Raw genomic sequence first — 24,358 nt, 5'->3', positions numbered from 1 at the left:
ATTGCAGATCATCCTTGCGGACAGGCCGCAGAGCTTTGCAGAAAAACAATATGACCTTAGGGAAGAGGCAGGAGACAGGGACCGTCATGAGCGACAGCAGCAAGACCGGAAGTGATCTGACCGAAGCGGCCCTGTTCTATCACGAGCATCCGCGCCCGGGAAAACTGGAGATCCAGGCAATCAAGCCGCTGGGCAACCAGCGCGATCTGGCACTGGCCTATTCACCCGGCGTGGCCGCGCCGTGCCTTGCGATTGCCGACAATCCGGCACTGGCAGCCAATTACACCTCGCGCGGCAATCTGGTCGCCGTCATCTCAAACGGCACGGCAGTGCTCGGCCTCGGCAACATCGGTCCGCTGGCATCCAAGCCGGTGATGGAAGGCAAGGCGGTTCTCTTCAAGAAGTTCGCCGGCATCGACGTCTTCGATATCGAGGTGGCCCAGACCGACGTTGAAAAATTCGTCGATGCGGTTTCGGTTCTGGAGCCGACCTTTGGCGGTATCAACCTGGAAGACATCAAGGCACCCGAATGCTTCATGATTGAATCGAAGCTCCGGGAACGAATGAAGATCCCGGTCTTTCACGACGATCAGCATGGCACGGCGATCATCGTCGGTGCCGCGGTTCGCAACGGTCTGGACCTTGCCGGCAAGAAGATCGAGGAAGCCAAGATTGTGGCGTCCGGTGCGGGCGCGGCTGCGCTTGCCTGCCTCAACATGCTCGTCTCGCTGGGGGCGAAGCGGGAGAACATCTGGGTTACCGACATTGAAGGCGTCGTCTATGAAGGCCGCGAGGCGCTGATGGACGAATGGAAGGCGGTCTTTGCCCAGAAGACGGATTTGAGGTCGCTCGATCAGGTAATCGACGGCGCCGATGTCTTCCTGGGGCTGTCCGCTGCCGGCGTGCTGAAGCCGGGCATGGTGGAAAAGATGGGCAAGGGCCCGCTGATCCTGGCGCTCGCCAACCCCAACCCGGAAATCATGCCGGAGGACGCCAAAGCTGTCCGTGACGACGTGGTCATGTGTACCGGACGGTCCGACTACCCGAACCAGGTCAACAACGTCCTGTGCTTCCCCTACATCTTCCGGGGCGCGCTCGATGTTGGGGCGACCACCATCAATGAGGAAATGAAGCGGGCCGCCGTGGAGGCAATTGCCGGCCTTGCGCGCGAGGAACCGTCCGACGTTGCCGCCCGTGCCTACGGCGGCAAGACCGAAACATTCGGCCCGAACTACCTGATCCCTTCGCCGTTCGATCAGCGCCTGATCCTGCGCATTGCACCGGCTGTTGCCAAGGCGGCCATGGCAACAGGTGTCGCCACGCGCCCGATCGAGGATTTCACGGCCTATCTGGACCGGCTGAACCGTTTCGTCTTCCGGTCCGGCCTCATCATGAAGCCGATCATCCAGAACGCCAGCAAGGACCCGCAGCGGATCATTTATGCCGAAGGCGAGGACGAACGTGTTCTTCGTGCCGCTCAGGTGCTGATCGAAGACAATATCGCCAAGCCGATCCTGGTTGGCCGTCCGGACGTCCTGCAGCAACGCTGCGAACGCTTTGGCCTGCGCATTCGTCCCGATGTCGATTTCGAGTTCGTCAACCCGCAGGACGATCCGCGCTACCGTGAATATGTCGACGAATATTTCGAGTGTGTCGGCCGCAAGGGCATGCCGCCCAACGCGGCGCGGACGGTCGTGCGCACCAACACCACGGTGATTTCCGCCCTTGCGGTGCGCCGCGGCGATGCCGATGCGGTCATTTGCGGTCTGGAAGGCCGGTTCATCCGCCATCTGCGGGACATCAAGCAGGTGATCGGCGTTTGCGAGACGGCCAGGGACCTTTCGGCCATGTCGCTGCTGATCAACTCGCAAGGGGCGATATTCCTGTCGGATACCTTTGTGACGGAAGACCCGACCGCCGAAGAGATCTCCGAAATGGCAAACCTCGCGGCTGAGGAAATCCGGCGCTTCGGTATTGAACCAAAGATCGCCCTGCTGTCGCTTTCCAACTTTGGTTCTCGCGACACGGCGTCCTCGCGCAAGATGCGCGAAGCGCTGGAGATGATCTGGAAGCGTTACCCGGAACTGGAAGTCGATGGCGAAATGCACGGCGACAGCGCGCTCAGCGTGGAGCTGCGCGAGCGGGTGATGCCGGGCAGCAAGTTGAAGGGAGAGGCCAACCTGCTTCTGTTCCCGAACCTGGATGCGGCCAACATTGCCCATAACCTTCTGAAAGTTTCGACCCAGGCGCTTCATGTCGGACCGATCCTTCTGGGCACGGCCAAGCCCGCGCATATCCTGACACCGTCTGTCACGTCGCGCGGCGTGGTGAACATGTCGGCACTTGCCAGCGTCGAGGCACAGACCCGGTCCGCCGGCTAGTCCTGCTTCAAATCGCGCCTTCTGTTGAACAAGGCGGACCGGTACAACCGGTCCGCTTTTCCATTTTTCAAACGGCCTGCCATGACCCTTGTGAAACAGCCAGCCGACTGCGTCAGCAAAACGGATATCCGCAACGCAATTGATGCGCTTGACGAAGAACTCCTGCAGCTCTTTGCCCGTCGCCAGGGCTATGTCCGGCGGATGGCGGACCTGAAACAGCATCCTGATGAGGCCTTTGATCACCAGAGGATTGAAACAATGGTGGCTGCACTGAAAGACCGGGCGGAAGAATTGGGGCTGGAAGGCGCGCAGGCGGAAGCGGTCTGGCGGACGCTGATCGACTGGAACGTGGCCTTCGAGAAGCGAACGATCGCCGCACGGCTCGAGGGGCTGCAGGACGGGCCGACGAAACCGGGCTCCGATTTTTAGCACCGTGCCGGGTTTTCCAGACCGTTCAGGCTCCTACTTATCAGGGAGTATGGATCGTCCGTGGAGCCCCAATGACCCTGAATTCGCATCTTCTTCCAGGCGTGGCCGCAATGGCCGCAGCGCTCGTCCTGCCGATTGTCCCTGCCGCTATGGCCCAATCCGCGGTTCAGCTGGAAACCGTTGCCGCGGGATTATCCTACCCATGGAGCGTCGCTTTCCTTCCGGAGGAGGGCTACCTGGTGACGGAACGCGACGGGACCGTGAAGCACATTGATGCATCCGGCAGGCAGAGCGAAGTTACCGGCGTTCCGGAAGTCTTTGCCCAAGGACAGGGTGGTCTGCTGGACGTAGCGCTCAGCCCGGACTTTGCCACCGACCGGACGGTCTTTCTGTCCTATTCCCAGGGATCGGCGGAGGGCGCCGGCACATCCCTGTTCCGGGCGAAGCTTACCGGTGCCTTTGAGGGAGGCTTCGCGCTGGAAGATGGTGAGACGATCTTTTCCGGCAACAACAAGGCCTACGGAGGCCGCCACTTCGGATCACGCCTCGTTTTTGCGCCCGATGGCACCTTGTTCATGACCGTCGGTGAGCGGGGAGACGGCGAGCGTGCTCAGGATACCTCGGACCACGCCGGGTCGGTGTTGCGTCTGACGAGGGACGGTCAACCTGCTCCGGGCAATCCCTTTGTCGGGCAGGAAGGCTACAAGCCGGAAATCTGGTCCTATGGTCATCGCAATCCGCAGTCGGCTGCGATCCATCCTGAAACCGGCGTTTTGTGGACTGTTGAACACGGGGCACGTGGCGGCGACGAAATCAATATTCCCGAAGCCGGGAAGAACTATGGCTGGCCGGTGATTTCCTACGGACGCCATTACTCCGGGGCAACCATCGGTCAAGGCACGTCGAAGGAAGGCATGGAACAGCCGGTTCACTATTGGGATCCCTCCATCGCGCCGTCCGGCATGGCCTTTGTAACAAGCGACCGATATCCCGACTGGAAGGGCGACATGCTGGTCGGTGCGCTGGCCGGACAGCACCTTGCCCGTGTTGACCTCGACGGTGGAACGGTTGTCGGCGAGGAAAAGCTGCTGACGGATCTTGGCGAGCGGATACGCGATGTCCGGCAGGGCCCCGATGGCTACGTCTATGTTCTGACAGACAGCGACGATGGCCGGTTGCTGCGGCTGCAACCCTGAGGCAGGCCGAACTTTTTGAGCTGTAAGCGCTTTTGCGGCTTCTTTGCTTGACATTAGGGCCGTTCCCGACGATATACCGCACTGCAACCGCTGCCGCGTGAGCAGAGAGTGCGCCCCGGACAAGAGAAGTTTCTTGGCGGGCAGTCGCAAGAGGGTTGCCACTTCAAGAACCCAATGAGGGGTTCAACCAGTTCCCATTTCACGCGAGGGTCTGGCGGCAGAGAGACCGGGTAGCGATGGCTGCCGGCTGTGCCGCATTCCAACTTCAAGTCGCACCGTCAATGACGTGCGGCTTAACAAGCGTTTGTTTCGCTTGAACCAAGGATTTTATATTGACCGACTTTCAAAGCCTGGGACTCTCCAATGGCCTTGTGACTGCCGTTACCGAAAACGGCTATGACGCTCCGACACCGATCCAGCAAAAAGCCATCCCGTTGATCCTGGAAGGCCGGGACCTCATGGGTCTGGCACAGACGGGTACGGGCAAGACGGCTGCTTTCGGCCTGCCGTTGATCGACCGGCTTCTCCTGGAGAAGAAAAGAGCCGTTCCCAAGGGCACACGGGCGCTTATTCTGGCCCCGACCCGCGAACTGGTGAACCAGATCGCTAAGAACCTGATTTCCTTCCTGAAGCATACACCGCTGCGGGTTTCCTCCGTTGTCGGTGGTGTGTCCATCAACGGCCAGATCAAGCGGCTCTCAAAGGGCACCGACATTCTGGTGGCAACACCGGGCCGGCTGCTGGACCTGGTAGATCGTGAAGCGATCGACCTGCGCACCGCTTCCTACCTGGTGCTCGACGAAGCCGACCAGATGCTCGATCTGGGCTTCATTCATGCCCTGCGTCGGATCGCAGGCCTGGTGGCCGACAAACGCCAGACCTTGCTGTTTTCCGCGACCATGCCGAAGCAGATCAACGAGCTGGCACAGTCCTATCTGCGCAACCCGGAGAGGGTCGAAGTTGCTCCGGCCGGCAAGACCGCTGACAAGGTTACCCAGTCGGTTCATTTCATGGACAAGAACGACAAGGGCGACTTCCTGGTCGATCAGCTTCGTGACAAGCCGGACGGGCTGTCGCTGGTGTTCTGCCGCACAAAGCACGGTGCGGAGCGGCTGATGCGCAAGCTGGCGCATTCCGGAATTTCCGCTGGTTCGATCCATGGCAACAAGAGCCAGAACCAGCGTGACCGCGCGATCAAGGACCTGCGGGAAGGCACCATCAACGTGCTCGTGGCAACCGATGTTGCCGCTCGCGGCATTGATATCCCGGGTGTCAGCCACGTTTATAACTTCGAGCTGCCGGAAGTTGCAGAAGCCTACGTTCACCGAATTGGCCGTACGGCCCGCGCCGGTGCGGAAGGCGAGGCGATTGCCCTGTGTGCTCCGGAGGAAATCGGTCTCTTCCGCCAGATCGAGAAGCTGATCGGTATCGATATCACGGTCGCCGGTGGTGAAATTCCGCCGATGTCCGCGGCTGCCGGGCGCGCAAAGCGCGGCGGAAACCGGAATGGCAACAGCAAACCGGGTGGCAAGAAGCCGTTCCGCAAGCAGTCGTCCTCCGGCGCCAACGACAACGCGTCCGAAAACCGTCGTCCTCCGCGTCGCCGTCGTCAGAACACACGCAGAGATGCAGCCTGACGACTGACGGGTTACGTCGCAGTTCATTGTGATGTGAAAAAAATTGCACCGGGAAGTGGCCTTCCCGGTGCCGAACCTTGTGGTCGATGGGTTTCAGAACTGTTGAAACAGTGCTGAATGAATTTGGTGGATGAACCGCCTGATCCGAACCAGAACCGCCGCCGGCTGGTTATGACCCTGCTGTCTTCCTGTCCACAAGGTATCCAACCGCTTGCGCGGCTCGATCTCGTTAAGCTTTCGGGAAAACCGCGGGAACTCCGCGAAGAACTTGTAGAAAGTCACCAAGATCTTGGTGACTTTCTACAAATTTGCCCCGTGAAAGTAAAAGTAAATTAACCAACGAGAGACTGCAATCACAACCAGCTGGTCGCTATTTGGTATGTGGATAAATAGATTTATCAGTAAATTCAGCTAGTTAGTTTGCTTTTGGTGAAATAGTGATGGATTTGACGAACAACCTCAGATGGAGTTGATGGTTGAGTGGTTGAAATAAACGCTTAGATTTCAAAGAATTGGCTAATTCATTTTCTTAATTTATTGTTATATAGAAAAAATTTATAGACCCTCTGAAGGTCGATAAGTTCCTTATCGCCTTGTTTGTAAACGGAAAAAACCGGCAATAGTTATACTGTCAAATATCGCGATGTATTGATCGGTATTTTCGGTAACCCTTATTTTCCAGGCTCCGTGTTTTCAGTTGAGGCTTATTCCTGGCATTTTTTTGACCAGTTGGTATAATTTTGTCTTTTGGAGTCATAACAAGTTTTTATTCGTCTCATTATTTATTTGACCTTGCCGTAGGGGGAGTTTATTCCGGCGCCATCACGGTTTTGGTTAACAGAATTAAACAAATCGAAACCCGAAAAAAATCCAGATCATCTCTGGGATAAATGTGCACGCTGGCTCCATCGGGACCAACGACCCCATAAGAATTGCCCGTTGTTAATACGGGTACGAACTTGTGGCGCGGGCAACCACGCGGCAGCAAGCGGAGTGGCATGTCCACTCGGCCTTGTCCGTGTGTTTGACAACCGCAACAGGCTGGACCCCCACATACGCCAGCCTGATTACGACCCATCGGCCGCAAGACTGCAGCACCGGGAAGGCTTCCTTTCCGGTGCTGTTCGTTTTTTCAAGGCACAAAAAACCACGGGTTTCCCCGTGGCTTTCAATGTTTTCCAGTTTGGCAGCGAACCTTACATGTTCGGATAGTTCGGACCACCGGAACCTTCCGGAACGGTCCAGTTGATGTTGCCGTTCGGGTCCTTGATGTCGCAGGTCTTGCAGTGGACGCAGTTCTGCGCATTGATCTGGAACCGCGGCGCATCTTCGCCTTCCTCGATCCACTCGTATACGCCAGCCGGGCAATAGCGGTTGGACGGACCGGCGAAGACATCGTGTTCCGAGCGCTTCTGCAGTGCCTCGTCCTTCACCTTCAGATGGATCGGCTGATCCTCTTCGTGGTTGGTGTTGGAAAGGAACACCGAAGACAGCTTGTCGAAGGAAACGACGCCATCCGGCTTCGGATAGTCGATCTTCTTGCAGTCCTTGGCCGGTTTCAGGGTGTCGGCGTCCTTCTTGCCGTGTTTCATGGTGCCGAAGAAGGAGAAGCCGAACAGCTCGTTGGTCCACATGTCGAGACCGCCGAGGGCAACACCGATAGCGGTGCCGAATTTGGACCACAGCGGCTTTGCGTTGCGCACGCGCCAGAGATCCTTGCCGATCGGGCTTTCGCGCCAGGCTGTGTCGTAATTGGCCAGCTCGTTGTGCGCTTCGCCACGGCCGATTGCGGCCATCACTTCTTCTGCCGCCAGCATGCCGGACAGCATGGCATTGTGGGAGCCCTTGATCCGCGGCACGTTGACGAAGCCTGCGGAACAACCCATCAGCAGACCGCCGGGAAACGAGAGTTTCGGCACGGACTGGAAACCGCCTTCGGTAATGGCACGGGCACCATAGGAAATGCGCTTGCCGCCTTCGAAGGTGTCACGGATCGCCGGGTGCGTCTTGAAACGCTGGAACTCGTCAAAGGGCGACAGCCAGGGATTCTCGTAGTTGAGGTGAACCACGAAGCCGACAGCGACCTGGTTGTCTTCCAGGTGATAGAGGAACGAGCCGCCACCGGTCTTGCCGTCAAGCGGCCAGCCGAAGGAATGCTGCACCAGGCCAAGCCGGTGCTTCTCCGGGTCGATCTGCCACAGTTCCTTGATGCCGATGCCGAATTTCGGCACGTCGCTGTCCTTGTCGAGGTCGAATTTCTCGATCAGTTGCTTGGCCAGAGAGCCACGTGCGCCTTCACCGATCAAGGTGTATTTGCCGCGCAGCTCCATGCCGCGCGTGAACATCGCATTGGGTTTGCCATCCCGGCCGATGCCCATGTCGCCCGTTGCAACACCAACCACGTTGCCATTGTCGTCATAGAGGATTTCGGCAGCTGCAAAGCCCGGATAGATTTCAACACCGAGCGCTTCAGCCTTTTCGGCCAGCCAGCGGCAGACATTGCCAAGCGAGACGATGTAATTGCCGTGGTTGTTCATGAGTTTCGGCATGAACATGTTCGGCAAACGCATGGAACCTGCCGGCCCCAGCACGAGGAAGTGGTCGTCGGTAACCGCCGTCTTGATCGGCGTGTCTTCTTCGCGCCATTCCGGAAGCAGCTTGTCGAGAGCGATCGGATCAATCACGGCGCCGGAGAGAATATGCGCGCCGACCTCGGATCCTTTTTCCAGTACGACAACGCTCAGCTCTTCGCCCTTGTCGTTGGCGATCTGTTTCAGCCGGATCGCAGCTGCAAGACCGGCAGGCCCTGCGCCTACGATCACAACATCCACATCCATGCTTTCGCGTTCGCCAAGCGCTTCTTGTTCGCTCATCTTTTTCTCCCTCCGCCCAAAGGGCAACGTCTGCGCCGCCAGGTGCTCAAATCAAGTGAACCAGCGTATCGGTAACGGCTGATGCCCAATTGTTAGAGCAACTTACCTGCGTCCGTTCGGAAGCAGCGCCTATTAGCCCTTACCGCCTATTTGCCCCATTTTGCAGCGCAAAACACGACATTTTTCATCGGCAATTGCGAAATTTCGCCGCTATTCCTTCAGTTGGGCATCAGATAGACCAAAGCAGGCGCAGGGCGTCAAGTGCTTAGTTAACGTTTACGTAAACGTAATTCGAGTGTATTCCCGGCAGTTTCGAAAATGTGCACAGGCTTTGGAAAACCGGCCGGATTGAAGGTGGTCTGGCGCTGCATGCTTGTAGAAATGATCGGGGCGGTTAAACTCCGCGCCGGAGGCAGCCTCTTGCAACAGATCCCGAACGACCCGAGACACCTTGAAGCCCTGCTGGATTTTTATGCCGGTGCGGGTGTCGATTGTTTTCTTCAGGACGAACCCGTCGATTGGGTAGCGCTGACGCGTGCGCAGGCAGCGCAGCGTGCGCTGGCCGGTCAGCATGCAGCAGCCCCCACGCATGCTCAGCAGCCCCGGCAACAGGCCCCGGCAGGCAATTTCCAGGGGCAGACAGGCTCTCCGGTTCCGGCAGCTCCCGTCGCTCCCCAGGCGATTTCCGTGCCGCCCGCAGTTGCGGGGCAAGCGCCGGTCTTGCCGGACAGGGAGATAATCGCCGCAGCCCGGGATCTGGCGGCAACTGCCCCGACTCTCGAGGAACTGCGCAATTGCCTGGGCGGTTTCGACGGCTGCAACCTCAAGCTGACCGCCAAGAAGCTTGTGTTTGCCGACGGCAATCCACAGGCGAAGCTGATGTTTGTCGGCGAGGCGCCGGGCCGCGACGAGGATCTTCAAGGCCTGCCTTTTGTTGGCCGTTCCGGCCAATTGCTGGACAGAATGCTGGGTGCGATCGGTCTGGATCGCTCGTCGGCCTATATCGCCAACGTGGTTCCCTGGCGGCCACCTGGCAACCGGACGCCGACACCGCAGGAAACCGAGATCTGCAAGCCGTTCATTCTGCGCCAGATCGAACTGGTCAACCCGGACGTGCTCGTCTTTCTCGGTGCGGCATCCGCCAAGACCCTGCTCGGGGTACAGGACGGCATCCGCAAGATGCGCGGGCGCTGGATGACCTATCCCTGCAAGGGCAGGGAAATCTCGGCTATCGCCACTTATCATCCGGCGTATCTTTTACGCAGTCCGCTTGAGAAGCGATTGTCCTGGCGTGACTTTCTGGCGATCAAGCAGAAGCTGGCAGAAAAAGCAGTGCAATAACCTTCGGACTGCATGGTTTCCTGCAATCATCCAGACGTTTCTTCGTTTTCTCGACCTTGCCGGGCGGGTTGTTCGAAACGTTCAGGGAAATCCTTCTTTTTCAGATCAAAAGTGACCTTGCGTTAACTTGGATTTCAGACTACAGGTTGTAACATTGAGTGTGTAACGCTCTGGGTGATTTTAACAACCGGTCATGACGATGGATGCAGACAAATGCATTTCGGCGCTCGTCGTCGACTTGGCGGACATGTCGTGTTTCGAAGCAACGGCCTATGATCTGACAGAGAACGGCTGTTGGATTGCGTCCGACAGGGTTGACCTCCTGAAGGAGGAGGTGGGCTTGCGCCTTGCCGGGTTCGACAAACTGGTCCGCGGGACCGTGATTGCCTTTGGCGATCAGCAAGCGCAAATTTCTTTTCAGACCAAACGAGAGGCGTCAGGCGAAAAACGCCGCGAGATCCGGCGGCAAGTCTGGATCACGGCAATCGTTTGCGGCAAGACCAATTCGGCAACAATGAGATGTCGGATCGTTGATGCCAGCAGGTCAGGATGCCGGCTGGAAGGCGACAAGCTGGATCGACTTCCCGATGACATCGAGGTCTCCATTCCCGGTCTCGATCTGCCAATCAGTGCAGAGATTGTCTGGCGCAAGAACAACCAGGCCGGTGTCAGGCTCACCTGGCCGTTCGAAGCGTCGCCCAAGCCCAAACCGGAAGAGGTTCTGGAGCGAATGAAAGAAGAAGACGAAAAGCCGAAACGCAAGCGCAAAAAGAAGATCAGCGCTTTCGGTGGTTGAACAGCGCTTGGGCGCGTTAAACCGTGCGACAAGGTTTTGACGGCCTGGAGTCTTTGCAAGCGGGCTTTGCGTACATATATCGGATGGAGTTTGTGAACTCTTTCAGGGCCTATTGCGCGTGATTTCATCCCTTCGCCGGTTTCTTCCCAAACCCTTTCGAAACGATAAGCCTGTCATTCCGGTCGTGCGCCTGCATGGGGCAATCGGTGGCGGTGGGCCGCTGAAGTCCGGATTGTCCCTGGCGACCGCGTCCATCCCCCTGGAAAAAGCCTTCTCGATGAAGAAAGCACCGGCGGTGGCCCTGGTGGTCAATTCGCCGGGTGGCTCACCTGTTCAGTCGAGGCTCATCTTCAAGCGGATCCGGGATCTGGCCAAGGAAAACGAGAAGGACGTTCTGGTTTTCGTTGAGGATGTGGCTGCCAGCGGCGGTTACATGATTGCGCTCGCAGGGGACGAGATCTTTGTCGATCCGTCGTCCATCGTCGGTTCCATCGGCGTGGTTGCAGCCGGGTTCGGCTTCACGGAGATGATCAAGAAAATCGGCGTTGACCGGCGCGTTTATACCGCAGGTGAAAAGAAGGTGACGCTCGATCCCTTCCAGCCGGAAGTGCCGGAAGACATCGAATACATCAAGAGCCTGCAGCTCGAGATCCACGAGACCTTCATCGACATGGTGAAATCGCGTCGCGGTGACGTGCTCGCAGATGATCCGGATCTTTTCACGGGCAAGTTCTGGACCGGGCGCACCGGTGTTCAGCTTGGGTTGGTCGACGCGATCGGCGACCTGCGCGAAGTAATCAAGGACCGGTATGGCGACAAGGCCGAGCCGAAATTGATTTCCGCACCACGTGGCCTTTTTGGCCGCAAGGCCGGACTTGGTGTCGGCCTTGCAAAGGGCCGACTGCTGGACGGGGTCGGCGAGGAGTTGATCTCCTCTGTCGAGGAACGGGCAATGTGGATGCGCTACGGCCTTTAAAAAGGCACAATGCCTGTGTGAAAATCGGGTGAGCAAGGGGAAAAGACATGACCGAATTGATAGGCGTCGCCGCATTGGCCGTGGGAGGTTACTGGATCGTGCAGCGCGTGAAACGCAAGATGGCCGAGGTTGAAAATCAGATTTCCAGGGCAGCTGCAAAAGCCGATCCCAATGGCCGCGGTGCCAAGCTTGTGCTTGACCCGGTCAGCGGCAAGTACCGTCCGCAAGCCTGACGCAACGGCGGGCAGTTTGCCCGCCCGCCGTCAGGTGCTTTGTTTCAGCGGCTTCAATTTGCCGGTACCGCCCGGAAAAGCCCCCAGCGCGCTGTCCCGGTGCGCGCGGTAATCCTGAGCAGGACCAGCGTCACCACCAGCAGCATCAGTTCCGCCAGCGGACTGGACAGCCAGATGCCGCCCTCTCCGAAATAGACCGGCATCAGGAACACCAGCGGCAGAAAGAACGCATAGGGTTTGGCGAGGCTCAGCAGAGCTGCCCGAGCCGCATCTCCGAGCGCCTGAAAGTAGGTCGCAACCATGAACAGCGGCCCCGCGACGAAGTAGAGCGCCATTATCACCGGAAGGATCCGGCCGACTTCCGCCGCCACGCCTGGATCGTTCACAAATGCGAAGCCGACCTGGTGTGAGAACAGCGTGAGCACGAGTTCTGCAAGGCCGCAGTAGACAAGGGCCACAACCAGGCCAGCCCGCAAGGTGCTGTCCGAGCGATGCCACAGACCTGCCCCGAAATTGTTTCCGACCATGGACTGTAGCGCCTGGGCAAGGCCCAGGAGAGGCAAATAGCAGAAGGTCATGACCCGGGTAACGATCCCGAATGCGGCGACCGTTGCCTCATATCCGCTGGCACCGGCCGTCTGCAGCGCGGCGATGGTTGCGGCGGACCCCAGGGCGATGCCGATGAAGCTCAGGCTCTGAGGTGCACCAAGCATCAGGATATCGCGCCAGAAAGATGTCAGCGGATGTCGCAGGAGTGCGGACGGTGACAATTCCGTTTTCCCGCTCAGTCTCAGACCCAGCATGATTGCAAGCGCCATCGCCTGTGCCAGCACGGTTCCGGCCGCACTACCGGCAACACCGTAATCGTAGACCGCGATCAGCAGATAATCGAAGGCGATGTTGGCCAGCGAAACAAGCAGGCTGAAGCCCGCCATTACAACCGCAAGGCCTTCGTTGCGCAGCGCATCAGCATTTACCGACAGCACGAACATCAGTGGTGTGAAGGCAACCGTGATGGCCATGTAGGTATGGCTCATACCGGCAATCTCCGCCGAACCGTCAGCGGCGGCCTGGGTGAGGCCGTCACCTACACCCAGGAAGAGAGCGATCACGATGCCTGCTATGGCAAGTGCCAGGCCGTGGGCGCCGGCAAAAACCGCTTCGGCATCGGCATGAAGGCCGGCTCCGAGTTTGCGGGCAAGCACGCTGGACATGCCGCTGGCAACAAGTGTCGCCAACGCCGCAAGCAGCATATAGGCAGGAAACATCAGCGTGACGGCGCTGAGGGCATCCGGCCCGACGTAAAGGCCGAGGAATATGGCATCGACCACGGTCAGCAACCCGTTCATGCTCATCACCAGGATGATGGGCAAGGCGGTTCTGGCCAGGGTCGGAAGGATTGGCCCATGCGTATAGGCGTTGGGCCGGGATATGTCGGAAGACATTCCGTTCTCCATCAATGGGCATTTCGATCGGGAAGGAGGGGCTCGCATTGCCACCAGCGCGAAATGCGTGGGGAACAGAAAGTCTTGAAGACCAGAATTTCACCGTGACTGTCGTCCGCGAGCGGCAGGCATTCTGAAGCCGGTGCGAGGGATACCTTGGTGCCGGCGCTCCGTCAATCTGAAACAGCCACGCCCGCTTCGCCTTGACCTTGCCCCGACATCGTGGCACCTGTCGCCCAAACCGGCGATACGTGCACGCCGGGCACAGCCATATTCGCGGAACATCTTCATGTCGACTGAAACCCTGCCGGCGCACATGCGGCCGGAAAACTCCTTTCAAGGCCTGATCCTGACCCTGCAGCGCTACTGGGCCGACCAGGGCTGTGTTGTGCTTCAGCCTTACGACATGGAAGTCGGCGCCGGTACGTTCCACCCGGCAACCACGCTGCGCTCACTCGGCCCGCGTCCGTGGCGGGCTGCCTATGTGCAGCCGTCGCGCCGCCCGACCGACGGCCGTTATGGTGAGAACCCGAACCGTCTGCAGCACTACTACCAGTTCCAGGTGATCCTGAAGCCGTCACCGGCAAACCTTCAGGAGCTCTATCTGAATTCGCTCTACGCGATCGGCCTTGACCCGAAGCTGCACGATATCCGCTTTGTGGAAGACGACTGGGAAAGCCCGACCCTGGGGGCCTGGGGCCTCGGCTGGGAATGCTGGTGCGATGGCATGGAAGTCTCCCAGTTCACCTATTTCCAGCAGGTGGCAGGCTTTGAATGCTCGCCCGTCTCCGGCGAGCTGACCTACGGCCTTGAGCGCCTGGCGATGTATATTCAGGGCGTCGATAACGTCTATGACCTCAACTACAACGGCATGGAAGGCGATGCCAAGGTCACCTATGGCGATGTTTTCCTGCAGGCCGAGCAGGAATACTCGCGGCACAATTTCGAGCACGCGGACACCGAAATGCTGTTCCGCCATTTCAAGGATGCCGAAGCCGAATGCCGTTCACTGCTGGAAGCCGGTGCGAAAGCACGTGAAGCTGCCGGTGCCAATGTCCATCAGGTGGTGCTGCCGGCCTATGACCAGTGCATCAAGGCCAGCCATGCCTTCAACCTGCTCGACGCGCGCGGCGTCATCTCCGTGACCGAGCGCCAGAGCTATATCCTGCGTGTCCGCGAACTTGCCAAGGCCTGCGGCGCTGCCTTCCTTGAAACGGAAGCCGGCGGTGTCGGCTATCACAACCAGGCTGCGGAATAACGCATTCCGGCTTGAGGCGGATTTTTTTGATCAATCGAATGCGGGGCCAGGTTGGCCCCGTTTTCGTCAGGCAATATCCAGGCTGTTCATTTGCCTGCTACCAGCAACCTGCGAAGGCTCACTCGGGTTCCGAGCCCGGCTCGGGCTCCAGTTCACAGGCGAGGTGCATGTCGCCGATGTCCAGGTGGCTTGCCTGTCGATTGCCGGAAAACCGGGTGCTTCCCCGCTCGAAACTTTTTCCCGAAGCGCCCGGAACCGGGTCAAGCAGGACTTGCGTATGTGCCTTTCCGCCAACAGGTCCGGAAAGCGTCGCGGGTCCCGGTTCCTGTGGGGAGAAGATGACGTGAAAGACCAGATCGCCATTCGAACAGCGATATTGGTCAGCAAGCGAGGCATGGGCATCTTGCGTTGCCAGCACCAACGGCAGCACCGCAAGTGCCGGGATCATTCTGCAAAGTTGCAAGACGCACATTGGTGGCCGACCTTTCGTTCAGGCGTTTCGGACAAGCTCGCCCAAGCTTATCTGCAATCCTGTGTCGAAGATTACAGAATGACTCAATTCAGGCGTCGCTCGCTTGAAGAAGATGACAAGTCAGCACCTCCCGGTTAGCTTCCAGAACACATTTTCTGGAGGTGATTGTCTTGTCCTGGTTCTTTCTTGCAGCGCTGATTGCGCTATCTGTTTTTGCGATCGTTCTTTACAACGGACTTGTCAAGAAACGGCAGATGGTCGAGGAGGGCTGGAGCGGCATCGATGTCCAGCTCAAGCGGCGGGCAAATCTCATTCCCAACCTTGTCGAGACCGTGAAAGGCTACGCCTCGCACGAAAAGGAAGCGCTCGAGGCCGTAACCAGCATGCGCGCGCAAGTTTCGGCAGTGCCGAAGGATGACGTTGCTGGCCGTGCGAAGGCAGAAGGAGAACTCAGTCATGCTCTCGGCCGCCTGTTTGCAGTTGCGGAAGCCTATCCAGACCTGAAGGCAAGTCAGAACTTTTCCGACCTTCACAATTCGCTGGACGAGATCGAAAACGCCATCCAGATGGCGCGCCGTTATTACAATGGCGCGGTCCGGAACCTGAGTGTTGCGGTCGAGAGCTTCCCATCCAATCTGATTGCCAACCAGTTCAAGTTCGAAAAGGCCGAGTACTTCGAAATCGAAGACGAGGCTGACCGCGCGGTTCCCAAGGTCCAGTTCTGAGGTGCGCGCAATGCTGAACCGGGTCTCTGCGGGCATCCTGGCCGTCTTCGTCCTGCTGACTGCCGGACTTTGCGCGCAAGCTGACGAACGCATCTTGAAGTTCGTTTCCGATATTGACGTTGCGAGCAATGGCACGCTGACGGTCACGGAGACGATTACCGTTCGTGCGGAAGGCGATCAGATCAAGCGGGGCATTTTCCGCGATATTCCGCTTGCGGTGGAAGGTGCAAACGGGCGCATCTACAAGGCCGGCTTCAAGCTGCTCTCGGTGCAGCAGGACGGCGCCCCGGCCTCCTACCACACCAACGAGAACAGTCGGGGTGTGCGGATCTATGTGGGGGATGAATACACCTTCCTGTCTCCGGGCAATTACACCTACAGCTTCACCTATGAAACCAACCGGCAAATCCGTTTCTTTGAAGACCATGACGAGGTCTATTGGAACGTGACAGGCAATGACTGGATCTTCCCCGTTGATGAGGCCATTGCGCGGGTCGTTTTGCCGGAAAGGGTGAAAGCCAGCGCATGGACGGCCTATACGGGCGGCTATGGCGAAACCGGAAATGCCTTTGAGGCACAAAGCGCCCAGGGTGGTTCTGAGATTATCTTCCGGACAACCGAGGTTCTGGGGGCCTACGAAGGCTTGTCGATCAACGTCAGCCTTCCGAAAGGCGCAATTGCAGCGCCTACGGAAGCCGAACAGCTGGAGTATTTCGTCGAGGACTACAGATCGGAGCTGATCGGCGGAGCCGGGGTGCTGCTGGTGCTGCTTTATTATTTCGCAGCCTGGTGGATGGTTGGCCGGGATCCTTCTGAAGGTGTTGTTTTCCCGAGGTTTTCACCGCCTTCCGGCATCTCGCCGGCTCTTGCCAAATACATTGTCAACCGAGGGTTCGGGGATGGTGGCTGGGTGGCCCTGTCTGCAGCCTGCCTCAACCTCGCGGTCAAGAAACGTTTGCGACTTGAAGAGACGGATGGCGATACAACTCTGGTTCTGAACCGGAAGGGACGGGAAGGTCAGATCCCGGGCTTCGGGCTGCCCAATGGCGAAGCTGCGCTTGAGGACTGGCTAAGCGGACGGGGTAGTCCATTGACTCTCAACAAGGACAACGGCACTTCTATCCAGGCGCTGGGGAAAAAATTCCGGGCGGCTATCGAGCGGGAGAGCCGAAACGTCTTTTTCAGGGCGAACAAGGTCTATCTCATTCCCGGGTTCATACTGAGCCTGGTTACCATTGTCGCGCTGCTGGCTTTCGGTGGACTGCAACCGGGTCAGGAAGGGTTCGTCATCGTCTTTCTGGTCTTTTCCGTTTTTGCGACTGTCATTTCAGTCAATCTGGGGAGGGCCATCTTCCGCTTCGCCAGCATGAAACTGCGTATGGCGCTGATCTTCATAGTCTTTGGTCTCGCAATATCAGGGGCAGCTTTCGGTGCCTTCCATGTGAATGGCGGTGTGGATTCCTTGCCTGTTCTGCCGTTCATCGCGGTGGCGCTGGTTGCCCTCAACATCCTGTTCTTTTTCCTGATCGGCGCACCGACGGCAATCGGCCGCCAGGCTCTCGATGAAATCGAGGGTCTTCGGATGTATCTGAGCGTGGCGGAAAAGGAGCGGCTCAATATGGAAAAGCTTCCGGATATGAGCACGGATCATTTCGAGGAGCTTTTGCCCTACGCCGTTGCGCTTGGCGTCGAAAAGCCCTGGGCCAAGGCCTTCGAGGCCTGGCTGACAACCGCTGCCGGGGCGGCTGCGGCCGCCAGCTACCATCCGGGCTGGTACTCCGGCAATCACTTCGATGCCCGGCACGTGTCCGACAGCCTCGGCCGGACGGCAAGTTCCATGGCTGGCTCCTTCCAGTCGTCTCTGCCAGCTCCGAAATCCTCCAGCTCCGGATCGTCGGGTTCCTCCGGCGGCTTTTCCGGCGGCGGTGGCGGCGGTGGCGGTGGCGGCGGCTGGTGACGAGCTGAGGATCGTCAGCTCCGCCTTGCGCAAGCTGCTTCGAACGGCATAGTGGAAGCATCAAGCAGGAGCGGGGGTGCGGATGGCCGGCGAAACGATCACGCTAACGGAATTTGTCAGCTTCAATCTGGCAATCCTCGTCTACTTCCTGGGCGTGCGGCTGAACAAGAAGATTCTGGTTCTGGACAGGTTCAATATTCCGGAACCGGTATCAGGCGGTCTGCTTGTCGCGTTCCTGTCCCTAGTGGTCTATCTCGGCCTTGGAACGGAAATCGGGTTCTCCCTGCAGTCGCGTGATTACCTGCTGTATTGTTTCTTTACGGCAATCGGCTTGAACGCCCGCTTCACGGACCTGGCCAAGGGCGGCAAGCCGCTCCTGATCCTGCTGATGCTCACCGTCTGTTACATGCTGCTGCAGAATGCGGTCGGTTCGGGCATTGCGGCGGCGCTGGGTCTGCCCACAGGGTTCGGCCTTCTTGGAGGCACCATTTCGCTGGTTGGCGGCCACGGCACGGCAATTGCCTGGGGCCCGAAGCTGGCCACCGACTATGGCGTTCCAGGGGCGGTCGAGATCGGTGCAGCAACGGCAACGCTCGGCTTGATCGCCGCCAGCCTTCTTGGCGGTCCGGTGGGCAAGTTCCTGATCGAAAAACGGGGAGGCAAACCGGATCCGAACCGCCCGGAAGAAGCCCCCATGATCGGCCTTGAGATGGAACGAGAGGCAGACACGAGCGTGACCCACACCGGGCTGATGCGCTCGCTGCTGGTTCTCAATATTGCCATTGGCCTCGGCGTCGCGCTTCAGGAAGCCTTGAGCGCGGGAATAGGCCTCGATCTGCCGGTCTTCGTCTGCTGCCTCTTCTGTGGCATCGTGCTGTCAAACACCGTGCCGCTGGTCTTTCCGAAAATGACCTGGCCAGCCCGGTCCAAGTCCCTGGCGGTCTTGTCGGACCTTGCACTTGGCATCTTTCTGACGATGTCACTCATGAGCCTGCAGCTCTGGACCATTGCGGGACTGGCAGGGCCGATGTTGCTCATTCTTTTCACGCAGGTCGTCGTTGCGGCCGCCTTCATCATCCTGGCGCTTTATCCGCTGATGGGCCGTAACTACAATGCGGCGGTGCTGGGGGCGGGCTTTGCGGGGTTTGCACTGGGCGCGACACCGACGGCCATTGCCAACATGACCGCAATCACCAAACACTTCGGCCCGGCAACCCAGGCATTCCTGATCTTGCCGCTTGTGTCCGCGTTCTTCGTGGATCTGGCCAATGCGGTCATCATCCTTCTGTTCCTCGGAGGATGAGGGGCGGGGTCAGGCGGCGTCAGTCTTCTCGCTGAAGGGAAACCGTCCGTCGACCTGGGATTCCAGCAGGCTGCAGGCTTCGTCTGAAGTAACGGCCGCAGCGTAAAGGAAGCCCTGACCGTAGTGACAGCCGTTGGAATTCAACGCGTCATGGACCGCGCTTTCCTCAATCCCTTCCGCGACAGCGTCGATGTCGAGACCCTTGGACAGGACCAGTATGGCCTCGACGATGGCGGCACACTGCTTGTCTTCCAGCATGCGTTCGGTGAAGGACTTGTCGATCTTGACCTTCTTGATCGGGAAATCGCGCAGATAGCTCAGACTGGAATGGCCTGCGCCGAAATCGTCGAGCGCAATGGAAATGCCGGCTTCCGTCAGTTCGGTCAGGATGCGTTTGGCCGATTCCGGGTTCTTCACCAGCGACGTTTCAGTGATCTCCAGCACCAGCCGTCTGGGCGGAAATTCGAATTTCTTCAAGATGGCATTGATCTGGGTCGGCAAAGCCGGATCCTGCAACTGCACCGGCGACAGATTGAAGGACAGGTAGAGATCGTCCGGCCAGGTGGCGGCGACCTTGCAGGCATCCTCCAGCAGATGCTGGGTCAGCTCGGAGATGATGCCGCAGTCTTCGGCAATCGGGATGAACTGCAGCGGCGGTACCTTGCCGAAATCGGCATCGGTCCAGCGCGCAAGGGCTTCGAACCCTGCGATGCGGCCGGAATCCATATCCAGGATGGGCTGGTAATAGGCCTTCACCTCATGTTCCGAAATTGCACGGCGCAGACGCTGTTCCAGAAGCGTGCGGTGCAGGATCGAGGCATCCATGTCGACCTCGAAGAACCGGTAGGTCGAGCGCCCAGAGGATTTGGCCCGGTAAAGGGCAATATCGGCCCGGCGCAATAGCTCGGTGACCGCGTGGCCGTCATGGGGATAAAGCGCGATGCCGATACCTGTGCCGATGGAAATCTGGCGGTCGCCGAACTCGAAACGATCGTTGATCCGCGTCAACAGTCGCCTGGCGAAGCCGGCTGCCTCGGATTTGTCCTTGAACACCGGGGAGACGATGGCAAATTCGTCCCCTCCGAGACGGGCGACAATGCCTTCCTTGCCGAGAGTTTCGGCCAGTCGGTCGGCAAAGCTTCGCAGCAGATTATCGCCAAAGGCATGACCATAGACGTCGTTGATCGGTTTGAACCCGTCGAGGTCGAGCATCATTACGGCACGAAAGCAGTCAGGCTTCACCTCACGGGTCAGATCGGCAAAGGCCTCCAGCAGTCGGCGGCGATTTGGCAGCCCGGTCAGCGGGTCGTGCTGGGCAAGGGCCAGGGCTTCGGAATGAGCCGAGGATCTTGCCTTCAGCTCCTTGCGCAAACGGCGCGTTGCCCACGTGCCATATCCCAGACTGAAGATGGCGATGCCCAGAAGGAGGCTGGTGACCACGTCGAACGTCATTTGCGAATTATGGATTTGGTAGGTCGGGAAAAGTACTGGAAGGACCTTAACCCCAGTAAAAATGACAAGAACTATCGCAAGTAACGCAACTATAGATCGTGTCATATATCTGTTGTCTGCAACTTCCCGGTTCGCCACAAGGTCGGTCCCAATACATACAACTGCTAACAAGTCGCGCAGTTTCACATGCAATCCTTGAAGAAGAGTGAAACAAAGCAGACGGACTGGCGTCAAAATGGGCAGGTCGCCCGTTGTCCGGTTCCGCGAAAGGGGGTGACAAGTCTCCGTTGTCTTGGTAACGGACGGCGCAAACCGTTTCCGGTGTTATTCCACCAGACCAAAGGTCCAGATATCCATGCCCGATCTTCTGCTTGAACTTTTCAGCGAAGAGATTCCGGCCCGCATGCAGCGCAAGGCGGCCGAAGACCTGAAATCTCTCGTGACCAATGCCCTGGTGGATGCCGGTTTGCCATATGAGGGTGCCAAGGCTTTCGCGACCCCGCGGCGTCTGGCCCTGCATGTTGCCGGCGTTCCCGCCGGTTCTGCCGCCACACGTGAAGAACGCAAGGGACCGCGCGTCGGGTCTCCCGAAAAGGCACTGGAAGGCTTCCTGAGAGGCGCCGGCCTGACGTCGATCGATCAGGCAACCATCCAGACGGATCCGAAGAAGGGCGATTTCTACGTTGCGGTGATCGAAAAGCCGGGCCGTTCGGCGATCGACGTCATTGCCGAGTTCATGCCGGGCATCCTGCGCAACTTCCCCTGGCCGAAAGCCATGCGCTGGGGCACTGGATCCACACGCTGGGTGCGGCCGCTGCACTCAATCGTCGCGACCTTCGGTCCGGAAACGGAAGAGCCGGACGTGGTTCCGTTTGAATTCGATGGCATAAAGGCGGGCAAGACCACACGCGGCCACCGCTTCCTGGCGGACGAGCCCTTCGACGTGCGCCGTTTCGACGACTATGCGCCTTCGCTTGAGAAGCACAAGGTCGTGCTGGATGCCGACCGCCGCAAGGACATCATCCAGAATGACGCCAAGGATTGTGCACTGGCACTAGGCCTCGATCTGGTGGAGGATCCGGGCCTTCTGGAAGAGGTTGCCGGACTGGTAGAATGGCCTGTGGTGCTGACGGGCAGCTTCGACGAGGATTTCCTGACGATCCCGGACGAGTGCATTCAGCTGACCATCAAGGTCAACCAGAAGTGCTTCGTGCTGAAGAACCCGGCCACCGGGCGCCTTGCCAACAAGTTCGTGCTGATTTCCAACATCATTGCCGACGATGGCGGCAAGCTGATCGTGGCCGGAAACGAGAAGGTTATCCGTGCACGCCTGTCCGATGCCCGCTTCTTCTGGGAAACCGACTTGAAGTCGAAACTTTCGGACAACCTGCCCAAGCTGGATGAAGTGAAGTTTCACGAAAAGCTCGGCAGCGTTGGCGAGCGGGTGAAGCGCCTGATCGCGCTTTCGGCCGAACTGGCTATGGTTGCCGGGGCGGACGAGACCAAGGCCAGACGCGCGGCGGAACTCGCCAAGGCGGACCTTGTCTCCAACATGGTGTTCGAATTCCCGGAATTGCAGGGCCTCATGGGCCGCTACTATGCGACAGCCCAGGGCGAGGATGCGTCGGTGGCAACGGCTATCGAAGAGCATTACAAGCCGCAGGGACCAAGTGACAGCGTGCCGACCGACCCGGTCGCCGTTGCCGTGGCCCTTGCCGAAAAGCTGGACCTTCTCGCAGGTTTCTGGGCGATCGACGATAAGCCGACTGGCTCCAAGGACCCTTACGCGCTTCGCCGCGCTGCTCTGGGCGTGATCCGGATCATTCTGGAAAACAACCTCAGGATCAGGCTGGGCGAAGCCATTCGTTCCGCTCTGGATCTTCAAGGTGTTGAAGCGAGCGATCCCGCAGCCCTTGTAGCCGATCTGCTGTCCTTCTTCGGTGATCGCCTGAAAGTCCACCTGAAGGATGAAGGCGCGCGCCACGATCTGATCGACGCGGTCTTTGCATTGGAAGGCCAGGACGAATTCCTGTTGGTGGTTCGCCGTGTCGAGGCGCTTGGCAAGTTCGTATCGTCTGACGACGGCACCAACCTGCTGGCTGGTTACAAGCGTGCGGTCAATATTCTGAAGGCCGAGGAAAAGAAGGACGGCAGCCCTGTTTCCGGCAAGCCGCACGCCGACCACTTCCAGGAGCAGGCCGAAATCGATCTGGCCGCCGCCATCGATGTGGCCCGGGCTGAAGCGGCCGACGCCGTGGCAAGCGAGAACTTCGAAGGCGCAATGGAAGCGCTGTCGAAATTGCGTGCTCCGGTCGACCGTTTCTTCGACGATATCCTGGTCAATGCCGAGGACGCCACGCTGCGCATGAACCGCCTGCAGCTCCTTGCTGAAATCCGCGATGCGACCCACGTGGTGGCGGACTTCTCGAAAGTGGCTGGGTAAACGGAATTGGCCGGTTAAGCGAAACGGAACTGACAAACAAAAAGGCGGGCCTTGAGCCCGCCTTTTTCGTTCTTTGCCTCAACGTTCAAGTTTGAAGGTCCGGCGTCTCTTACTCGGCAGGTGCAGCAGCGAGCCGGTCAACGGGTCTTTCCTGGATCGGCCAGTGCACGATGGCGGCGAAGATGCCGAGGGCGATGCCCAGCCACCAGATGGCGTCATAGGAGCCTGTTTCGTCGTAGATCTTGCCGCCGAGCCACACACCCAGGAACGAGCCGACCTGGTGCGACAGGAAGACGAAGCCGAACAGGGTTGCCATGTAGCGCGGCCCGAACATGACGGCGACGAGGCCCGATGTCGGCGGCACGGTCGACAGCCACAGGAGACCCATCACGCCGGAGAACACGAGCACCGAGGCAGGCGTGACCGGCAGCATGATGAAGGCGAAAATCGCGACGGCGCGGCCAAGGTAGATCAGCGACAGGAAGATCGGCTTGGAATAGCGGCCGGAAATATATCCTGACAGCAGCGAACCCGCGATGTTGCAAAGACCGATGAGGGCGATGGCCGTAGCGCCCCAGGCGGGGTCAAGGCCAAGGTCGGCGATATAGGGCGGCAGGTGCACCGTGATGAAGGCGACGTGGAAGCCGCAGACGAAAAAGCCGAAGGTGAGCAGGATAAATCCGCGTGTTCCGAAGGCTTCGGAAATGGCGGAGGTCAGCTTCTGGTCATTCGCCGGATTGCTGTCTTTCGGCATCTCCGACTTGCCCCTGAGCGCGATCGCCAGAAGCGGAACAATTGCCACAAGGCCGGCGAAGACCATGAGGGTCTGCTGCCAGCCGATGCTGGCAATCAGCGTGCCGCCAAGTGGGGCAAACAGGAACTGGCCGAGAGATCCGGAGGCTGTGCCGATACCGAAGGCCAGCGTTCTCTGTGAAGGCGAGACGGCACGGCCGAAAGCCGCCAGAACCAGCGAGAAGGACGAACAGGCGATGCCGAGCCCGATGAGCACACCTGCGGAAATGTGCAGGGCGACGGTGCTTTCCGCGTCGATCATCAGCAAAAGGCCGGCACAGTAGAGGACTGCGCCAAGTGTCATGGTCTTCCAGGTTCCGAACCGGTCGGCCATCATGCCGGCGATCGGCTGTCCGATGCCCCACATAAGGTTCTGGATCGCCAATGCCAGTGCGAAGATCTCGCGGCTCCAGTCCCTGGCCTCGGTCATGGGCTGAAAGAACAGGCCCATGGCAGAACGCGGCCCGAACGAAATGAGGGCGATCAAACAGCCGCAGGAAATCACCAGCGGTATATTCGGGCCGACCCGGCCGGTGGAAGAAGCTGTTGTCATGGATGAGTCTCTGATCGTGAAATTACGATAGGTATAGTCTGAAGCCATCCAATCGCAAAACGCGTAATTTTGATGGATTGATCAACGTTGTAAATG

Annotated in this window: 18 protein-coding genes; 13 read left to right on the top strand and 5 right to left on the bottom strand. The window is 58.8% G+C overall.

What is annotated here, in order from left to right:
* Window positions 1–86: 86 nt before the first annotated feature.
* From ACYQ6M_RS19130 to ACYQ6M_RS19115, 4 genes are all read left to right on the top strand, one after another.
* Complete coding sequence (locus ACYQ6M_RS19130) at window positions 87–2,381, top strand: NADP-dependent malic enzyme (protein WP_023001959.1); 2,295 nt, start codon at window positions 87–89, stop codon at window positions 2,379–2,381.
* Between the two features lie 81 nt (window positions 2,382–2,462).
* On the top strand, window positions 2,463–2,810 hold the full coding sequence (locus tag ACYQ6M_RS19125; RefSeq protein ID WP_460075027.1) for a chorismate mutase: 348 nt from the start codon (window positions 2,463–2,465) through the stop codon (window positions 2,808–2,810).
* A gap of 71 nt (window positions 2,811–2,881) precedes the next feature.
* Entirely contained in the window at window positions 2,882–4,006 is a 1,125-nt protein-coding gene (locus tag ACYQ6M_RS19120) for a PQQ-dependent sugar dehydrogenase (RefSeq protein ID WP_267480456.1), read from the top strand.
* A gap of 332 nt (window positions 4,007–4,338) precedes the next feature.
* Window positions 4,339–5,643: a DEAD/DEAH box helicase gene (locus tag ACYQ6M_RS19115; protein ID WP_023001956.1), complete on the top strand. Its 1,305-nt coding sequence runs from the start codon at window positions 4,339–4,341 to the stop codon at window positions 5,641–5,643.
* A gap of 1,196 nt (window positions 5,644–6,839) precedes the next feature.
* On the opposite strand, the gene ACYQ6M_RS19110 is transcribed toward ACYQ6M_RS19115, so the two are convergent.
* Window positions 6,840–8,516 carry an electron transfer flavoprotein-ubiquinone oxidoreductase gene (locus ACYQ6M_RS19110; RefSeq protein WP_023001953.1) on the bottom strand — a complete coding sequence of 559 codons (1,677 nt, stop codon included), beginning with the start codon at window positions 8,514–8,516 and terminating at the stop codon, window positions 6,840–6,842.
* Between the two features lie 381 nt (window positions 8,517–8,897).
* Between ACYQ6M_RS19110 and ACYQ6M_RS19105 the strand changes: the two genes are divergently transcribed.
* The 4 genes from ACYQ6M_RS19105 to ACYQ6M_RS19090 all read left to right on the top strand — a co-directional run bounded on the left by ACYQ6M_RS19105 (window position 8,898) and on the right by ACYQ6M_RS19090 (window position 11,862).
* The gene (locus ACYQ6M_RS19105) at window positions 8,898–9,857 is read left to right on the top strand and encodes a uracil-DNA glycosylase (RefSeq protein WP_460075721.1); all 960 of its coding nucleotides are present in this window, start codon (window positions 8,898–8,900) and stop codon (window positions 9,855–9,857) included.
* Window positions 9,858–10,056: 199 nt separating this feature from the next.
* Window positions 10,057–10,653, top strand: a complete 597-nt coding sequence (locus tag ACYQ6M_RS19100) for a PilZ domain-containing protein (protein WP_460075024.1) — start codon at window positions 10,057–10,059, stop codon at window positions 10,651–10,653.
* A 118-nt stretch (window positions 10,654–10,771) separates the two neighbouring features.
* Window positions 10,772–11,629, top strand: a complete 858-nt coding sequence (locus tag ACYQ6M_RS19095) for a S49 family peptidase (protein WP_031269710.1) — start codon at window positions 10,772–10,774, stop codon at window positions 11,627–11,629.
* Between the two features lie 47 nt (window positions 11,630–11,676).
* The gene (locus ACYQ6M_RS19090) at window positions 11,677–11,862 is read left to right on the top strand and encodes a hypothetical protein (protein ID WP_023001949.1); all 186 of its coding nucleotides are present in this window, start codon (window positions 11,677–11,679) and stop codon (window positions 11,860–11,862) included.
* A gap of 53 nt (window positions 11,863–11,915) precedes the next feature.
* Here the strand turns inward: ACYQ6M_RS19090 and ACYQ6M_RS19085 are convergent, their stop codons facing one another.
* Window positions 11,916–13,307, bottom strand: a complete 1,392-nt coding sequence (locus ACYQ6M_RS19085; protein WP_460075022.1) for an MATE family efflux transporter — start codon at window positions 13,305–13,307, stop codon at window positions 11,916–11,918.
* Between the two features lie 316 nt (window positions 13,308–13,623).
* On the opposite strand from ACYQ6M_RS19085, the gene ACYQ6M_RS19080 reads away from it, so the two are divergent.
* Window positions 13,624–14,565, top strand: coding sequence for a glycine--tRNA ligase subunit alpha (locus tag ACYQ6M_RS19080; protein ID WP_197923129.1), 942 nt, complete (start codon window positions 13,624–13,626; stop codon window positions 14,563–14,565).
* 118 nt (window positions 14,566–14,683) lie between these two features.
* Here ACYQ6M_RS19080 and ACYQ6M_RS19075 read toward each other — a convergent pair whose 3' ends face one another.
* Window positions 14,684–15,013 (bottom strand): hypothetical protein, encoded by a 330-nt coding sequence (locus ACYQ6M_RS19075; protein WP_460075020.1) that lies wholly within the window; start codon window positions 15,011–15,013, stop codon window positions 14,684–14,686.
* Between the two features lie 188 nt (window positions 15,014–15,201).
* Here ACYQ6M_RS19075 and ACYQ6M_RS19070 point away from each other — a divergent pair, with 188 nt between their 5' ends.
* The 3 genes from ACYQ6M_RS19070 (at window position 15,202) to gltS (ending at window position 19,022) form a co-directional block, all read left to right on the top strand.
* Window positions 15,202–15,762 (top strand): LemA family protein, encoded by a 561-nt coding sequence (locus tag ACYQ6M_RS19070; RefSeq protein WP_460075718.1) that lies wholly within the window; start codon window positions 15,202–15,204, stop codon window positions 15,760–15,762.
* Between the two features lie 10 nt (window positions 15,763–15,772).
* The gene (locus ACYQ6M_RS19065) at window positions 15,773–17,719 is read left to right on the top strand and encodes a DUF2207 domain-containing protein (protein ID WP_460075018.1); all 1,947 of its coding nucleotides are present in this window, start codon (window positions 15,773–15,775) and stop codon (window positions 17,717–17,719) included.
* Window positions 17,720–17,801: 82 nt separating this feature from the next.
* Window positions 17,802–19,022, top strand: coding sequence for a sodium/glutamate symporter (gene gltS / locus ACYQ6M_RS19060; RefSeq protein WP_228869624.1), 1,221 nt, complete (start codon window positions 17,802–17,804; stop codon window positions 19,020–19,022).
* Window positions 19,023–19,031: 9 nt separating this feature from the next.
* Here the strand turns inward: gltS and ACYQ6M_RS19055 are convergent, their stop codons facing one another.
* The gene (locus tag ACYQ6M_RS19055; protein WP_023001942.1) at window positions 19,032–20,474 is read right to left on the bottom strand and encodes a putative bifunctional diguanylate cyclase/phosphodiesterase; all 1,443 of its coding nucleotides are present in this window, start codon (window positions 20,472–20,474) and stop codon (window positions 19,032–19,034) included.
* A 355-nt stretch (window positions 20,475–20,829) separates the two neighbouring features.
* On the opposite strand from ACYQ6M_RS19055, the gene glyS reads away from it, so the two are divergent.
* Window positions 20,830–22,917, top strand: coding sequence for a glycine--tRNA ligase subunit beta (glyS, locus tag ACYQ6M_RS19050; protein WP_460075015.1), 2,088 nt, complete (start codon window positions 20,830–20,832; stop codon window positions 22,915–22,917).
* A 109-nt stretch (window positions 22,918–23,026) separates the two neighbouring features.
* Here glyS and ACYQ6M_RS19045 read toward each other — a convergent pair whose 3' ends face one another.
* Window positions 23,027–24,262 (bottom strand): MFS transporter, encoded by a 1,236-nt coding sequence (locus tag ACYQ6M_RS19045; RefSeq protein WP_460075013.1) that lies wholly within the window; start codon window positions 24,260–24,262, stop codon window positions 23,027–23,029.
* Window positions 24,263–24,358 lie beyond the last annotated feature (96 nt).

It is taken from the genome of Roseibium sp. ROS1, assembly GCF_054658215.1.
Note: the sequence above shows the minus strand (reverse complement) of the source record. Positions and strands in the feature narration are given on the sequence as shown.

What these genes read in the sequence shown, in the direction of transcription:
- ACYQ6M_RS19130 (WP_023001959.1), top strand. Translation starts at nt 87, where the DNA reads ATGAGCGACAGCAGCAAGACCGGAAGTGATCTGACCGAAGCGGCCCTG.
- ACYQ6M_RS19125 (WP_460075027.1), top strand. Translation starts at nt 2,463, where the DNA reads ATGACCCTTGTGAAACAGCCAGCCGACTGCGTCAGCAAAACGGATATC.
- ACYQ6M_RS19120 (WP_267480456.1), top strand. Translation starts at nt 2,882, where the DNA reads ATGACCCTGAATTCGCATCTTCTTCCAGGCGTGGCCGCAATGGCCGCA.
- ACYQ6M_RS19110 (WP_023001953.1), bottom strand. Translation starts at nt 8,516, where the DNA reads ATGAGCGAACAAGAAGCGCTTGGCGAACGCGAAAGCATGGATGTGGAT.
- ACYQ6M_RS19105 (WP_460075721.1), top strand. Translation starts at nt 8,898, where the DNA reads ATGATCGGGGCGGTTAAACTCCGCGCCGGAGGCAGCCTCTTGCAACAG.
- ACYQ6M_RS19100 (WP_460075024.1), top strand. Translation starts at nt 10,057, where the DNA reads ATGGATGCAGACAAATGCATTTCGGCGCTCGTCGTCGACTTGGCGGAC.
- ACYQ6M_RS19090 (WP_023001949.1), top strand. Translation starts at nt 11,677, where the DNA reads ATGACCGAATTGATAGGCGTCGCCGCATTGGCCGTGGGAGGTTACTGG.
- ACYQ6M_RS19085 (WP_460075022.1), bottom strand. Translation starts at nt 13,307, where the DNA reads ATGTCTTCCGACATATCCCGGCCCAACGCCTATACGCATGGGCCAATC.
- ACYQ6M_RS19080 (WP_197923129.1), top strand. Translation starts at nt 13,624, where the DNA reads ATGCGGCCGGAAAACTCCTTTCAAGGCCTGATCCTGACCCTGCAGCGC.
- ACYQ6M_RS19075 (WP_460075020.1), bottom strand. Translation starts at nt 15,013, where the DNA reads ATGATCCCGGCACTTGCGGTGCTGCCGTTGGTGCTGGCAACGCAAGAT.
- ACYQ6M_RS19065 (WP_460075018.1), top strand. Translation starts at nt 15,773, where the DNA reads ATGCTGAACCGGGTCTCTGCGGGCATCCTGGCCGTCTTCGTCCTGCTG.
- gltS (WP_228869624.1), top strand. Translation starts at nt 17,802, where the DNA reads ATGGCCGGCGAAACGATCACGCTAACGGAATTTGTCAGCTTCAATCTG.
- ACYQ6M_RS19055 (WP_023001942.1), bottom strand. Translation starts at nt 20,474, where the DNA reads ATGACGTTCGACGTGGTCACCAGCCTCCTTCTGGGCATCGCCATCTTC.
- glyS (WP_460075015.1), top strand. Translation starts at nt 20,830, where the DNA reads ATGCCCGATCTTCTGCTTGAACTTTTCAGCGAAGAGATTCCGGCCCGC.
- ACYQ6M_RS19045 (WP_460075013.1), bottom strand. Translation starts at nt 24,262, where the DNA reads ATGACAACAGCTTCTTCCACCGGCCGGGTCGGCCCGAATATACCGCTG.